13 protein-coding genes and 4 pseudogenes are annotated in these 14,790 nt (G+C 40.9%); 6 read left to right on the forward strand and 11 right to left on the reverse strand.

Annotated features, from left to right (window positions below):
* Window positions 1-132 precede the first annotated feature (132 nt).
* The 5 genes and pseudogenes from P5V12_RS12695 to P5V12_RS12715 all read left to right on the forward strand — a co-directional run bounded on the left by P5V12_RS12695 (window position 133) and on the right by P5V12_RS12715 (window position 3,991).
* Window positions 133-1,310, forward strand: a protein-coding gene (locus P5V12_RS12695) for an IS3 family transposase (protein WP_316953461.1) whose coding sequence is annotated in 2 segments (ribosomal slippage) — window positions 133-391 and window positions 391-1,310 — 1,179 coding nt in all. Because the reading frame shifts where the segments join, the coding sequence is not laid out codon by codon here.
* 135 nt (window positions 1,311-1,445) lie between these two features.
* Complete coding sequence (locus P5V12_RS12700) at window positions 1,446-2,495, forward strand: acyltransferase (protein WP_316953462.1); 1,050 nt, start codon at window positions 1,446-1,448, stop codon at window positions 2,493-2,495.
* Window positions 2,495-2,647, forward strand: a pseudogene (locus P5V12_RS12705) (IS481 family transposase); the annotation flags it as partial. The gene P5V12_RS12700 and the pseudogene P5V12_RS12705, both read left to right, overlap by 1 nt.
* 71 nt (window positions 2,648-2,718) lie before the next feature.
* Window positions 2,719-2,841, forward strand: coding sequence for a transposase (locus P5V12_RS12710; RefSeq protein ID WP_316953463.1), 123 nt, complete (start codon window positions 2,719-2,721; stop codon window positions 2,839-2,841).
* Between the two features lie 48 nt (window positions 2,842-2,889).
* Window positions 2,890-3,991, forward strand: a pseudogene (locus P5V12_RS12715) (IS3 family transposase).
* A 12-nt stretch (window positions 3,992-4,003) separates the two neighbouring features.
* On the opposite strand, the pseudogene P5V12_RS21785 reads toward P5V12_RS12715, so the two are convergent.
* Window positions 4,004-4,655, reverse strand: a pseudogene (locus P5V12_RS21785) (transposase); the annotation flags it as partial.
* Window positions 4,656-4,728: 73 nt separating this feature from the next.
* Between P5V12_RS21785 and P5V12_RS12730 the strand changes: the two are divergent.
* Window positions 4,729-4,985: pseudogene (locus P5V12_RS12730) on the forward strand (IS481 family transposase); the annotation flags it as partial.
* A 94-nt stretch (window positions 4,986-5,079) separates the two neighbouring features.
* On the opposite strand, the gene P5V12_RS12735 reads toward P5V12_RS12730, so the two are convergent.
* The 10 genes from P5V12_RS12735 to P5V12_RS12780 all read right to left on the reverse strand — a co-directional run bounded on the left by P5V12_RS12735 (window position 5,080) and on the right by P5V12_RS12780 (window position 14,765).
* Complete coding sequence (locus tag P5V12_RS12735) at window positions 5,080-6,021, reverse strand: NAD(P)-dependent oxidoreductase (RefSeq protein ID WP_316953465.1); 942 nt, start codon at window positions 6,019-6,021, stop codon at window positions 5,080-5,082.
* Window positions 6,012-6,740, reverse strand: coding sequence for a sugar phosphate nucleotidyltransferase (locus tag P5V12_RS12740; protein WP_316953466.1), 729 nt, complete (start codon window positions 6,738-6,740; stop codon window positions 6,012-6,014). The genes P5V12_RS12735 and P5V12_RS12740 overlap by 10 nt, the downstream gene beginning before the upstream one ends.
* A gap of 15 nt (window positions 6,741-6,755) precedes the next feature.
* Window positions 6,756-7,736 (reverse strand): SDR family NAD(P)-dependent oxidoreductase, encoded by a 981-nt coding sequence (locus P5V12_RS12745; protein WP_316953467.1) that lies wholly within the window; start codon window positions 7,734-7,736, stop codon window positions 6,756-6,758.
* Window positions 7,737-7,860: 124 nt separating this feature from the next.
* Complete coding sequence (locus P5V12_RS12750; protein WP_316953468.1) at window positions 7,861-8,829, reverse strand: GDP-L-fucose synthase; 969 nt, start codon at window positions 8,827-8,829, stop codon at window positions 7,861-7,863.
* Window positions 8,830-8,872: 43 nt separating this feature from the next.
* The gene (gene gmd / locus P5V12_RS12755; protein WP_316957426.1) at window positions 8,873-9,991 is read right to left on the reverse strand and encodes a GDP-mannose 4,6-dehydratase; all 1,119 of its coding nucleotides are present in this window, start codon (window positions 9,989-9,991) and stop codon (window positions 8,873-8,875) included.
* Between the two features lie 167 nt (window positions 9,992-10,158).
* Entirely contained in the window at window positions 10,159-11,277 is a 1,119-nt protein-coding gene (locus P5V12_RS12760) for a glycosyltransferase family 4 protein (RefSeq protein WP_316953469.1), read from the reverse strand.
* Window positions 11,274-11,939 carry a WecB/TagA/CpsF family glycosyltransferase gene (locus P5V12_RS12765; RefSeq protein WP_316953470.1) on the reverse strand — a complete coding sequence of 222 codons (666 nt, stop codon included), beginning with the start codon at window positions 11,937-11,939 and terminating at the stop codon, window positions 11,274-11,276. The genes P5V12_RS12760 and P5V12_RS12765 overlap by 4 nt, the downstream gene beginning before the upstream one ends.
* An 85-nt stretch (window positions 11,940-12,024) precedes the next feature.
* The gene (locus P5V12_RS12770) at window positions 12,025-12,918 is read right to left on the reverse strand and encodes a hypothetical protein (protein ID WP_316953471.1); all 894 of its coding nucleotides are present in this window, start codon (window positions 12,916-12,918) and stop codon (window positions 12,025-12,027) included.
* Between the two features lie 19 nt (window positions 12,919-12,937).
* Window positions 12,938-13,849 (reverse strand): hypothetical protein, encoded by a 912-nt coding sequence (locus tag P5V12_RS12775; protein ID WP_316953472.1) that lies wholly within the window; start codon window positions 13,847-13,849, stop codon window positions 12,938-12,940.
* A 124-nt stretch (window positions 13,850-13,973) separates the two neighbouring features.
* Window positions 13,974-14,765 carry a hypothetical protein gene (locus P5V12_RS12780; protein ID WP_316953473.1) on the reverse strand — a complete coding sequence of 264 codons (792 nt, stop codon included), beginning with the start codon at window positions 14,763-14,765 and terminating at the stop codon, window positions 13,974-13,976.
* Window positions 14,766-14,790 lie beyond the last annotated feature (25 nt).

Genomic DNA, 14,790 nt, shown 5'->3' on the forward strand with positions numbered 1-14,790 from the left:
CGCTTATCAAGAAATATTGCATGAATACACCTTGACAGTGACCTCAGTGCATCTGAAGCTGTAGTGGCATAGTGAAATTGGCCACCTGATTAGAGGTGATATTATCACTTCAGAGATAATAAGCTGAGCACTATGAGTAAGAAAACCCGTCGAACATTTACCCCGGAGTTTCGGTTAGAAGCGGCTGAGTTAGTCATAGACAAAGGCTACAGCACAAGAGATGCAGCACAGGCGATGAATGTGGGGGTATCCACGAGGGATAAATGGGTGCGTCAGCTCAAAGATGAGCGCGCAGGTTATAAACCATCCGCTACACCAATGACACCAGAGCAACGCAGGATTCGTGAGCTTGAACAGCAGCTCAAGCGCAAAGAAACAGAAAATGAAATATTAAAAAAGGCTACCGCTCTCTTGATGTCAGACTCGATGAACAATTTGCGCTAGTTGATCGTTTACGAGAGGGTTATTCAGTAAAGCTTTTGTGCAACACCTTTGATGTTCATCGAAGCAGCTACACATATTGGCGCCACCGTTCCCAGGTCGAACGTCCAGAACGTGTATATTTAAAAGCGTTAGTTCGGGAGTCTCATGGCCAAAGCGGACAGTCAGCAGGCGCAAGAACCATTGCGAGCATGGTATCAGCTAAAGGAGTCAGCTTGAGTCGCTACCTGGCTGGAAAGCTCATGAAAGAGCTTTCGCTAGTCAGCTGTCAAACACCCAAGCACAGATATCGGAAGGCCAACCAGGAGCATCTGACAGTACCAAACACGCTGGATAGAAAGTTTTGTGTGGAACGGCCAAATGTGTTTTGGTGTGGTGATGTTACTTATGTATGGGTTGGAAAACGCTGGGCGTACTTGGCAGTGGTTCTTGACTTGTATTCAAGAAAAATCATTGGCTGGTCATTCTCGCTTTCTCCAGACAGCCAGTTAACGAGCAAGGCTTTGTCGATGGCATACCAAATTAGAGGCGAACCGAGTGGTGTTCTTTTCCATTCAGATCAAGGGTGTCACTACACAAGCATAAAGTTCAGACAGTTATTGTGGCGCTACCGTATTGAACAAAGTATGAGTCGTAGAGGCAATTGTTGGAACAACAGCCCGATGGAGCGTTTCTTTAGAAGTTTAAAAACGGAGTGGGTTCCGAACTATGGATACCGATCTTTTGAAGAGGTGAGAGAATCAATCAACAAATATATCACTCGGTATTACAATGAACTAAGGCCTCACAGACACAATAATACAATGACACCGAACGAAAAAGAAAAGCAGTATTGGATTAACTATAAAACCGTGGCCAAAAATACTTGACCACTATAGATTGAAGTAGAACCACCTACATCCTTTACGAATAAGCACTTTTTAATTGAAGTTAAAGCATTTACACTTTGATCTATTGAGCCTTACATACAGTTGACTCCTAACTCATAACAAGACGGGTAAATAATGACAAAAAGATACGCGGAGCTGGATGCGATTAGAGGGTTAGCTGCAATAATGGTTGTTCTCTACCACTACACGACTTGGCATGCCCAATCCCTAGGGTATTCGACAACGATTCCGTTATTTACTTTCGAATTAGGAAAAACCGGAGTCCATCTATTTTTTATGGTAAGTGGTTTTGTGATTTTCTTAACCCTCGACAAAACTAAAAGTGCGTTCGATTTCATAGTATCCAGGCTCTCAAGACTCTATCCAGCCTATTGGATAGCCGTTTTATTGACTTTTAGTATTGTGACTATTTTTTCTCTTCCAGGAAGAGAGGTTTCTATAGAGCATGCCCTATTAAACCTGACAATGCTACAAAAGTGGTTAAGAATACCCGCAGTGGACGGGGTCTATTGGACACTGGCCATTGAACTAGCGTTTTACTTGATTATGTTTTCACTCTACTTGTTAAACTTGTTAAAAAGAATAGAGCTGATTTCATTGCTATGGCTACTACTTATTACTGCGGCGTACGCCGCAGAATCACGCTCCGGTGTTACTATACATGAAGCAATCAAACTAACACTGCTCCTCACTCACGGCTACCTGTTCATAGCAGGGATGATGTTTTATAAGTTTATGATAGTAAAGAACTTTATTTCATTATCTATCGCTTTCTTAAGCTTAATTATTGGTCTCTATATCGGAGATACAAGCATATGGTTACATTGCGCTTTTTATGCCACCTTTACTCTCTTTACCTGTAACTTACTTAAGTTCATAGCTGTTAAACCCTTAGTGTTTTTGGGAAGCATTTCATACAGTTTGTATTTGACACATCAAAATATTGGGTATGTAGTAATAAAACTACTAGAAGATTATGAATTAGCAAATAGTGTAAGTGTTATATTAACACCTTCCCTGATAAGTATTTGTATTGCTACTATAATGTATAGACTAATTGAAAAGCCGGCTCTGAAGAGAGTTAGAGGTTACTGGCAAGCAAGCCCATTGCGGAGCGAACTAGCGCGCTTTTCTGACAAAAAATTCGACCCCAAAATAACTTAGACTACCCTCTTCCTTTTTTCGAACAGCAAGAGCTTCCTATCCTGCGCATCTTGACGGATAGAAGAACAGAGTATTGTGGCCGTGTTGAGCAGCATGATTACCAGCTTTATCTTGCTATAAATGACATTGACCACACTAAGACAAAAGCCGTGTAGTGGTATAGTGAATTTGGCCACCTAATTAGAGGTGATATTATCACTTCAGACATAATAAGGTGAGCACTATGAGTAAAAGAACCCGTCGGACATTTACCCCGGAGTTTCGGTTAGAAGCGGCTGAGTGTAGTGGTAGACAGGGGCTATCCACTTCCCCATTAAAGAGACAACCCTATGTAACCATCCCCTAAAATAGAGAGAGTTCTCCGGCTTAAACTGTTCCATACGGAGAGCACACAATGAAGAAATTACGTTTTACAGAAACCCAGATCGTTAAAAGAAGTTGAAGGCGGTCGGTTGGCCAAGGAAGCTTGCCGAGAGCATGGTATTTCGGATGCAACCTACTACAACTGGAAAACAAAATACGGTGGCATGGAGGCGTCTGACGTTAAACGACTTAAAGATTTGGAAGAAGAAAATCGCCGACTAAAACAAATGTATGCCGAGCTGAGCCTGGATCATAAGATTCTGAAGGATATTGTTGAAAAAAAGCTGTAGCACCTACTGTGCGGCGTGAGCTGGTGGATTACACCAAAGCACAGCATGATATCGCTTACGGCGTGCCTGCCACATCGTAGGGATTAGTGATTCTGTTTATCGCTATCGGCCGGACAGACATCGTGATGACCCGGTCATCCTTGCATTGCAGGAGGCTAGCGAGCGCTATCCCGTTTATGGTTTTAGCAAATTACTGAAAATGTTGCGCCCAAATGGGCATCACTGGAATCACAAGCGAGTGCATCGCATTTATTGTGAGTTGAATTTAAACAAACGGCGCAAGGGAAAAAGGCGTTTACCAACAAGAAACCCTGAGCCATTAATGGTGCCCATAAAGGCCAACCACTGCTGGTCAATGGATTTTATGAGTGATGCCTTGATGTGTGGCCGTCGATTCAGAACCTTTAATGTGGTTGATGATTTCAATCGTGAAATTTTGGCCATTGAAGTCAATTTGGGCCTGCCTGCGGCAAGAGTGATTCGCGTGTTGGAGCGGATCATTGCTTGGCGTGGTTACCCAACAAAACTGCGAATGGATAATGGGCCGGAGTTTATTTCATGTGCATTAGCGGAATGGGCTGAGCCTCACCAGGTTGGCTTGGAATTTATCAAGCCGGGAACGCCGACACAAAATTCATTTATCGAACGCTTAATCGTACATACCGCGAAGCGATTTTAAATCGGTATGCATTTAAAACGCTTAACCAGGTTCGTGAGTTAACTGAAAACTGGATGCGTGAGTACAACGAAGAACGGCCACATGATTCACTAGGAGATCTGACGCCATGGGAATATCTGGCCAAAACTCAATCGCCGAAAACCTCTAATTTAAAGTGCCACTAATGATGGGGTGTTTACACATTCACGCGTCCCTTCATCAATCACATTCAGTGCACGAAAACGCTTACCGCAATACAGTGCATCATGCATAAAATCAAGCACCCAATGGCAATTTGGATACTGACTTACCACCAATGGCTTCCTTATTATTTTGGGGAGAACACGTTTCGCTCTTCTGCGTAAATTCAGCCCCATTCGACAATAGACACGATAAGCTCGTTTATGGTTAAAAGTCGAATACGCTTGTAACACTTCCAGAACCTCGCTCTAGCGGAGTTTTGGAGTTGTTCATTCAAGGCATCAATGACTGCAGCATCGACGGCTCGCCAATCTCTGGGAACCCGGTAGTAACTGGCTCGCCCAAGTTTACCAGTTCGACAAGCCTGATTCAAAAAGCCATAAAGCCGACTCTCGTCATTCTACTGTCACCAACCCTTTTTTCAAACAAATCCTTCAGTGCCGCATTTTCAAGGCTAAGCTCAGCAAACATCTTTTTCAGTTTGTTGCTTTCTTCCTCAAGTTCTTTCAGCCTTTTCACATCCGAGGCTTCCATTCCACCGTATTTGCTTTTCCAGTTGTAATAGGTGGCATTGCTAATGCCATGACCCACATCTGCTTCTTTGAGAATAGATGCAATTTGTGTTTCTGTGAATCGAGATTTCTTCATTATTGCCTCCTGAGTAAATCATCATCTCAGAAAACTCGAATTAACGCTGTCTGATATTAAGGGAAGTGGACACAAGACCATGTCTCCGCAGGCTAATGGGAGGATCTGTCAGCTCATCCATAAAACGATTCTAAACGAGTTTTACCAAGTCACTTTCCGAAAGAAGTTGTGCCGCAGTTTGGAGGAGTTGCAAAAGACCTGGACGATTGGGCGGAATGCTATACCAATGAACGAACTCATTAAGGGAAGAGATCCTGCGGCAAAACGCCAATGAAAACTTTGCTTGATAGCAAGTCAGTTGGGGCCGAAAAGAATTTAGCTCGAATCTAATCTGATTCACTATATAAACTTATCGTTTTTTCTATTTTTATATCATTTTACTCTCAAAGAAAAAATTATTATAAATCTGGCTGGCGCACTAAAACTACACACGTAGTATTTTTTGAATTGAATCCACCAAACTGATTTTTGGAGTCCAGCCTAACTCATTAAACAGCTTTGAATTATCACCAACGGCCTTATCCGAATCCCCAGTGGGGGTAGGACCTACATCTGACAAAATTGGAACTCTAGAACGTGATATATCTACGACTTTCTCAGCAAGACATCCTATTGTAATCCCTTTTCCTGTGCAAACATTATATGCCGTACCAGTTGACCCGTTAATTGCAATTTGTATAAACGCTTCAGCAACATCTTCAACATCTATAAAATCTCGAATTGAGTCTAACCGGCCTAACCTAATTTCTTTACAACCACTAAGTATCTGATTAGAAAGCTTACCCAATACAAGCTTATCGGACATACCTAAACCAATTACATTAAAAGGCCTAGCTATTGTGGTAGATAATCCATACTGAGCCGATAAAAACAAAGCTGCCATAGAAGCAGCCGCTTTAGATTTACCATATCCCGACTGACCACCTATTGGATCGGATTCATCATATACTCCCGTTTTTTTGTAATCATATTCCGCAGCTGACCCCGCCACAATAATTTTCGATTTGTAAAAGCCAACTTTAGACATGCAACTAAACAGGTTAATTGTCAGACCTAAGTTCAATCTCCAGAGGTCAACTAAATCTATATTTCCAAACGCTCCCGCCAAATGAAAAACATAATCTGGTTCTGGCACTACGGAAAGGGTTTCCATCGAGGAATGCATATCGCATAAATCAACGCTATGAAACTCATCTAATATCTTAGTTTTTGCATTATCAGAAGCTTGGGTAGAAGGAGATTTCCCAAGCCCGATTATGCGAGATTGTGGGTACCTGGATCGAAGCAGTTTGCATAAATAACGCCCAATGAAACCGGTAGCCCCTGTAACTAGTACTACAGGTTTGTACGCATCAATTAACTGCATAAAAATCGGTGTTCATTATTCTCGAAGTCTTCTTGAGCTTGAGCGTAGTCATCCATTCGGCCGATATCCAACCAGTAGCAATCTTCCCTATAACAACTCACCTTCCCACCTGCATTATGCACCTTCATAATCAGATCAGGCATGTCTAGCCGTTCATTTGGAACGATCATATCTCGCGCTCTCTTTGAGAGTATATTCACCCCCATACTCACATCATAATTAAATACAGGCTTCTCTTGAAAACCTATAAAGTTACTATTTTCGTCCATATCAACCACACCAAAGTCGATCTTAACTTCCCTTTGATAAACACCGATTGTAACGTCGGCACCTTCTTGGAGGTGATGGTCAGAGATGTTCTTGAAGCTCATCGTAGTCAACAAATCCCCATTCATTACAATGATATGTTCTGTTGAAAATTCCATTAAACCTATGGGGCCAGCGGTTCCTAACGGCTGCTGTTCATGGGAATATTGGATATTCAACCCAAATTTATCCCCATTGCCGCATACGGCTTTAATTAATTCTGGCAGATACCCCGTAGAAATTGTTACATCGAATATTCCAGAGTTTTTTAACTTATTAAGTAAGACCTCGATAATAGGCTTATGCCCCAAGGGTACAAGAGGCTTGGGGAAAGTTAACGTCAATGGACGTAATCGCGTGCCTTTCCCACCAGCCAATAGCACAGCCTCCATTTCTTGCGAGATATCTTTCATCACATCTCCTATTGACTACACAACGTATGAGGAAGTTTTAAATTGACCTATATTAGCTCTTATAAAATTAACTGTCTCCAATAAGCCATCTTCTAAGGAAACCTTAGGCTCCCAGCCCATAAGTTCTTTAGCCATACTGTTATTACTAATTAGTCTTGAAACCTCACTCTTCTCCGGCCTCACCCTATTTGGATCTTGTAATACGTTGGGGGCAATTTCTAGAATCGAACATATAAGATTAACCAGCTCCCCAATACTTACTCCAGAACCTACTCCCAAGTTAATTGTCTTGCCTAATGAGAGCTCACTTTTTGCAGCACAAATAAAACCGTTTGCAGTATCTTTTGCAAAAGTTAGATCTCGAATAGGGTCTAAGCTTCCTAGCTCGATACTATCTCGAGTCAACGCCTGAGCTATTATCGTAGGAATGATTGCTCGCATACTTTGTCTAGGCCCAAAAGTGTTAAAAGGACGCACAATAGTTACCGGAGAATTAAAACTAAGATAATAACTTTCTGCTAGCTTATCCGCGGCAATTTTAGAAGCTGAATAGGGAGACTGGCCAACTAACGGATGCTTTTCATCTATTGGAACATATTGAGCAGATCCGTATGTTTCACTCGTCGATGTATGTACAATGCGATCTACATCATACTTTCGACCTGCCTCAAGAACATTCATTGTGCCAACAATATTTGTTGTAACATACGATGAGGGAGCAATATATGAGTAAGGAATCCCGATAAGTGCAGCCAAATGAAACACCTGTTGACAGCCGTATACAGCCTTTTCCACAGCGAACGGATCCGCCACGTCACCGAGAATAACTTCAACCTGCTCAAGGACAGACTTGGGTAAATGCTCTAAGTTTCCCCAGCTATTAGCTGAATTATAGTGAACAAACGCTCGAACTTGATGGCCATTTTTAACAAGTTCTTCAACCAAATGGCTACCAATAAAACCCGATGCTCCAGTCACCAGCACTTTCTTCGACATTTTTCACCTTCTTTTGTTTTGAACAATCTAATCAGACTAAATATACAAACTCTTACTGCTATAAAAGAGGTCTGCCCCTGGAACAAAACTTCTTTAACAACACAACCTAGCAAACACAATTAACTTACTTCAATCTTAAGCTATCCATATTTGAAAGAAACCATTGATATGTATCTCTCAGGCCTTCATCCAATAGAATATTACTTTCCCAGCCCATGTTCTTTAGCCTATCTACCTTCAGCAACTTTCTTGGAGCACCATCAGGCTTACTTGAATCAAACCTAATATCGCCTGTGTACTCAACCACTTTTGAGATTTTATTCGCCAGCTCCAATATTGAGCAGTCTACACCTGTCCCTACATTTACATGTGACACTTTCTCCTCAGTACATTGAGAGTATTCTTCCTTAGATAAATTCATCACGTGAATACAAGCAGCAGCCATATCATCAACATGGAGAAATTCACGTTTAGGACTCCCGCTTCCCCAGATAGTTACTGACTCACTATTATTAACCTTCGCATCGTGAAACTTACGCAGTAGAGCTGGAATTACGTGTGAGTTTTCTAAGTCAAAATTATCGTTGGGACCATATAAATTTGTCGGCATCACAGAGCGAAAATCACAACCATACTGTCTGCAATACGACTCACATAATTTAATGCCTGCTATTTTCGCAATAGCATATGGCTCATTAGTTGGCTCTAGTTTCCCAGATAATAAACTATCCTCAGACATTGGCTGAGGAGCAAGCTTAGGGTAGATACAAGAAGAACCTAAAAACAACAACTTTGATACGTTGTTTTGATAAGCAGCGTGGATAACATTACTAGCAATCTGCAAGTTTTCATAAATAAATTGCGCAGGCATAGTATCGTTTGCCCAAATCCCACCTACTTTTGCAGCAGCCAAATACACCTGTTCAATGGCATTTTTTTTAAAAAAATCATCTACAGAGCGCTGATTAACTAGATCCAGATCAGTTCTAGAGACTAGCACAAGGTTAATGCCATGTAAGCCCTGTAGTCGTTTGACAATTGCTGAGCCGACCATCCCACCATGGCCAGCAACAAAAACATTTTTATTTTTCATTTATCGAACTCCGAACTTCATTCTCTGATCAAGAGCTAAAAAATTATCGCTCTCTTGAGACGGACACCTTATACCCATGGGATCGAAGAAGCGCCTTCTGTTTTGCGCTCTCCAAATCAGATAACACCATTTCTGCGCACATATCCTCTACAGAGACTTCGGGTGACCAACCTAGCTTTGACTTCGCAGCAGATGGATCCCCTAGCAAGGTTTCAACTTCCGCAGGCCTAAAGTACCTAGGATCGACACGAACAATTACATCGCCTACGGTCACCCCTGGAGCACTATCGCCCTGCACGTGTGCAATAACTCCTATCTCCTCAAGCCCGTCTCCCTTAAATTCGATAGTAATTCCCAAATTACTTGCAGCCATCTGAACAAACTCTCTTACAGAAGTTTGCACCCCAGTAGCAATCACGAAGTCCTCAGGGATATCTTGCTGCAACATCATCCATTGCATACGAATATAGTCTTTAGCATGCCCCCAATCCCTCAAAGCATTCATGTTGCCCAAGTACAAAGTTTGCTCTAAGCCCTGCGCGATATTTGCCAAGCCTCTGGTTATCTTTCTAGTTACAAATGTCTCTCCTCTCAGTGGAGATTCATGATTGAACAGGATTCCGTTACAGGCATAAACTCCATACGCCTCACGGTAGTTTACAGTAATCCAATACGCATAGAGCTTTGCCACAGCATAAGGGGATCTCGGGTAGAAAGGAGTAGTTTCCTTTTGAGGTGTTTCCTGAACAAGCCCATAGAGCTCTGAGGTTGACGCTTGATAAAACCTTGTTTTCTTCTCTAATCCTAAAAACCGGATGGACTCCAACAGCCTTAAGGTACCCAATGCATCTACATCTGCAGTATACTCGGGAGCATCGAAGCTCACTGCAACATGACTTTGAGCGCCTAGATTATACACCTCATCTGGCTTAACTTCCCTCATTAGACGAGTCAGATTAGATGTATCTGTTAAATCCCCATAGTGAAGTATCAACCTCGGGTCATCGTGCGGATCCTCATAAAGATGGTCGATTCTCTGTGTGTTAAACAAAGATGACCGTCTCTTAATTCCATGTACCTCATATCCTTTGCCTAACAAGAACTCTGCTAAATAAGAACCATCCTGCCCAGTTATACCTGTAATAAGCGCCCTTCTAGTCATGTCAATATTCCACTTGTACCGGTTTAAAAAAACCATCAAAACAAAAAAGAAAACCAATGAATTTCTGTCAGCCATGTAAAAACAAGCAACCAGACTTATATCTGAGTTTGGTACACGACCTCAACATATACATCGTTAAAAACGATTAAAAGATCTCCACGTTTTATCTACACTGATTTAATGAACTTTTGGAATCGCGCCTCAAAAATAGACCTCGTCCAATTACTTTCATAATACTCTCTAGCAACTAAGGAGTTCTCCAGCCCCCAGATGTCCATTATAAACAATAAGGACTTTGCAAAATCCTTGACGTAAGCACATTCATCCTCTTGATCTATTGTTCTTCCGAACTGCTTTCCAATAATCGAATCAATTGCACCTGTATTAGTTCCTATAACTGGGACACCTGCCGAAAGGGATTCAGGTATAGTTAATGGATATGCTTCGCTATATGAAGGTAATATCATTGCATGTGCTTTAGAAAAAAGTGACTCCTTTTCATCATCATCAACCCTACCATGGATACGGACATATTCAGAGAGGCTATGAGTATCAATATAATTTTGAAAAAAAGCTCTTTCTACTTCATCAACAGCACCCGCAAAATGGAAAACAATATCTTTTCTAGCTTTCAAGCATTCTTTCGCAATTTCAAGAGCTCTGCGATATCCCTTTGACGGGAGCATATGGGCCATATAGAGCACGTTTTTGGGTTGGTCTGCTGACTTATATTTTTCCCTTAACACACGCTCAAACTTTTCTTCACTGAGCAAGGGGGAAACAGCGTAAGGTATCACTGAGCATTGTATTTCTTGTACACCGAGCTTTTTCAAATCCGAAATAAGAGACTTATCGGCCACAAGAATTCTAGACTCATTTAGAACAAATTTGCACATTCGTTGAACAAGCCAACTTGATATGAGGTTCGGCCTCATATGAATGTGGCATACAACCTTGGGTTTAGATCTTCCAGAAAAAGATAAAGCTTTTATTAGGAAAACCAAAACGAAATCTCTTAATATCGCCGCTCCCGCTACAGATGGGGTTAAGTAAACCACATCGGGGGAGGCTGAATAAAAGCTCCGTATAAGACCGATAGAAAGCACAAAAATCTTAAGTACTTTTTTTATTGAAAACCCACCTATGTCCGCAACCTCATCAGATAAAGAAACATTCGAACATCGAACGTTATAGCCAAACTTCACCAACAACGCATATACAAAATCACCGACAAGAGCCGCGCCATGCCTGGGAGGAGTACGATGACCTAAAAATAGCACATTCATCGTTCTAGCACTCTTTTTGAAAAAACTTCCCGGACAAGATCAAACATAAAGACAGGGGCTGAAACAAGAGTTCGCTTCCATAGCCTTTTAGGTTCTCCTAGCAAACGTACGAGCCATTCAATACCTAATGCACACCAAAAATCTGCCGGCCTTCCCACCTTTCCAGCATAGAAATCAAACACAGCTCCAATTCCAGACATAACTTTAACGCCATCTACTTTACCAACAGCGTTAATCATTTTTTCTTGTTTTGGAGCTGTCAAACCGTAGAAGACTATATCAGGCCGAACTTTTGCGATTTCATTTCGAATATTCTCAATATCATCGCTATTAAAGGATTCCTTGTAAGGGGGCGAATATATGTAAGGAGTTATATTAGAAAAATCAGAGGAAAGTTTTTTTTGTATTGCCCCTAATACATCAAGCGTAGAACCAACAAACAATACTCTCCCACTTCCACACCCGTTCAGCGTGGAAACCATTTCAATAAATAAATCATACCCTGTTATACGGTCAATCCGATCACGCCACAACCATCTCACAGCTAGCACAATCCCAATACCATCGGGAATAAGGATATCACTCTCATTTAATGCAATTTGAAATTCATGGTCATGCTTCGAAACAGCATACGAATGAGGATTTATGGTATTGATTACCATACAGTCATGCTGATTCAATGCGATCTGAGTGATGTCCGCGACAGAAGATCGTGAGACCTTGTAACCCAGTAATTCATATGCCATATTAGAAAAAACCAAGTTTGCTTAAAACCTTGAAAGCATTGCTAAAATACCAATTTACATTTCTTACTTCATTTCCCTGCTTGCAGACCCTCGATCTAAGCTCATATATATCTCTTACTTGTGAGGCATCCACCATTCTTATCGGGTAAGGATTTTTTTCACTTTTACAGTGGGTAGCCCCTTCTCCAAAACCAACGTTTTGAATCCGGGAATAGTATGGATAGCTAACTAGCCACTCATGCCTGTAATGAGTATATGCCCATAGAATAGCCCAGCTATTAATGATTCCTTTTTCCTGCTGTTGCAACATTCGATATAAATCCTGGCCTCCCTTATTTAACCCATACCTCAATAATAATCGAGACAACACTCCTTTCTCCTCTATTTCCCATATACCTCGGCTCCACCGATCCTTCCATGTAGCCCATCCCCAAGACGTTGGTCGCGGATGAAAAAAATTATCGTATTTTGAGTTTATCGTTAATTTGGGGCAGTACGCAGACACTGAGCCTACAAGAGGGTTATTAGAATAAGTTTTAAGTGCGGAGTTCATATAAAGTATAAAGTCCTCCGAAACAAGCAAATCATCCTCGAGGACAATAACCGAATCAACATCTTCAAATACAGAATTTAAACTAGATCTTATCGATTGTGCCAATCCCATATTTGATCGTTTAATCACTGAACTAAATTTACTGAACTTACTGGAGAATAGCTCTACAACATCCCGAACTTCTGCCACCTTATGCTTATCCACCTCCCCTTTTTCGCCATCTACCACTACAATAACTTCCGTTTGCTCTATATCTAGGCATAACGTTAAAGCAGACAAAGTCTTTTTTAAATGATCTGGCCTATTATATGCGAAAACCATTATTGGTGAAAAAGTACTCATTTAAAAACTCAGTAACTTATCAGATTCGATTGACTTGACGAATTTCACTTACAACGGATTTAAGTTCACAAGCTGCCACACTACGCATTAAGTCTTCAACCCCGCTATCAGGTGTAATTTCAACTCCCCGAGCATTAAATAAAGAAGGTAACACAAAACGATACCTAAATAGCGACAAAATGGTTAACTGAACTGGCCTGGAAGATAAAGTAGAAAACCGTAAAAAAAATCTCACAATACTTCTATTCAAGGAAAACAATACTCTATCAATATAATTTACTGTTCGTATCTTTAGGGATTCGAGCTTAAGCCTAATATGTGGAAAGTGGCGCTTTTTTAATCTACCTCGCTGAGCATTTAACATATAGTCAGCTCGACTCAAGCACCCACCATACCAGCGTTTAGAATATTCTGCTTTTCTGCCTTCAGAGAAATCTGCCTGATCATTCAACTCAACAATAAAATTGTTACTAAATGGAACTCGAAAGTCTTCATGATGCTTATGATACACTTTAAATCTGCGGGACATATCTAACACCTTACCACCGGTACTATACGCATGTGCCAATAATCCACTATCAAAGCCGACAGTGCCAGGTGAAGTATCTGAAAGCTCATGAAAAAATTCAGTTCGGATTGCAAATAGATCAACTGTTCTCTTTGACTGAAGTTTAAAATAACGCCCAACTAACACTTGATTCTTGAGTAACTGGTCATCAAACAGCTCTTCAGGAACATCATACCTCTGAGTTCCAGCCAGTATTGCATCAGTCTCTTCAAACTCTACAAGTGCTGAATAAAAATCAACTGGAATAACAATATCACTGTTAGCAATTGCAATGATTTTACCACCGCGCTTAATGTAATCACCCAGATTCGGTCGTTTCTTATCAAACCCTTGCACCAAACTACCAAGGTATTTACTACCCATTGGCAAATCATCTGGTCTATTATATATACAGACACTAAACCCCTTGGGAACAGATTTAAGTAAAGGGTTCATCTCTTCAAGATCAGCATCGTTACTTAAACATGGGCGCAACGTTGTATGTAATTCAAATATACGCATAGAAATATAAAAAATAATAAATACTTGCCAACAACATTAGCGGTAATAGTACTGATACATTAATCCGGATCATATTAAATATATAACAGTTTCTAACCGCCATAAATAACCATAAAAACAATACCGTGGAGAGAACAGTAAAACGCTCCAAAGTTACAGCATTTCCGCTTGTCACCAGTGCCAAAGCTATAGAAACGAGCATAAAAAAGAGTACGACATCAGAATATCTTGAATCAACTGTAGGGTCTGATCGCCCCCACAGTATGGAATTACATCCTGCCACCCCAACCAGAACATAGGTATATCCCGTGGGATTATTTAACATCACGTATAGTGACGAAAGAAATAGAAAGAAACTAAAAACGTACAACCACTTCCGCTTAGGCTTGAGAAAACGAATAGTAAGCAACGACAAGTAAAGAGCAATTGCGATTTCATGAAACATCAAAGAAAGAATCGCTACAGGAATACTCACAAACCAGTTACGCAGACCAAGAAGTATTGCAACAAATCCAAAATAAATTGAAAGCTGCTGTCTTACCAAATGAGTATCTATCTGAGCAAAATACACAAAGGCACCAAGCATCACCCCCCAAACCAAATGTTCAAAAAAAGCCTTATCGTTGTACTTTTCCTTCACTAATGCATACGCAAGAGAGAATGAAAAACTTAACAAAACGACAAGAACTGCAACTCGATCCTCAGGCCGATCAAACAATTTCAAAAAATAAAACACATAGGACTTATCCAACCCCAACCTAGTAAATTGCTCGCCCACCTCAACATCGATGTAATATTGTAAA

This window comes from Teredinibacter sp. KSP-S5-2 (genome assembly GCF_032773895.1).
In the GTDB taxonomy this organism is placed as follows: domain Bacteria; phylum Pseudomonadota; class Gammaproteobacteria; order Pseudomonadales; family Cellvibrionaceae.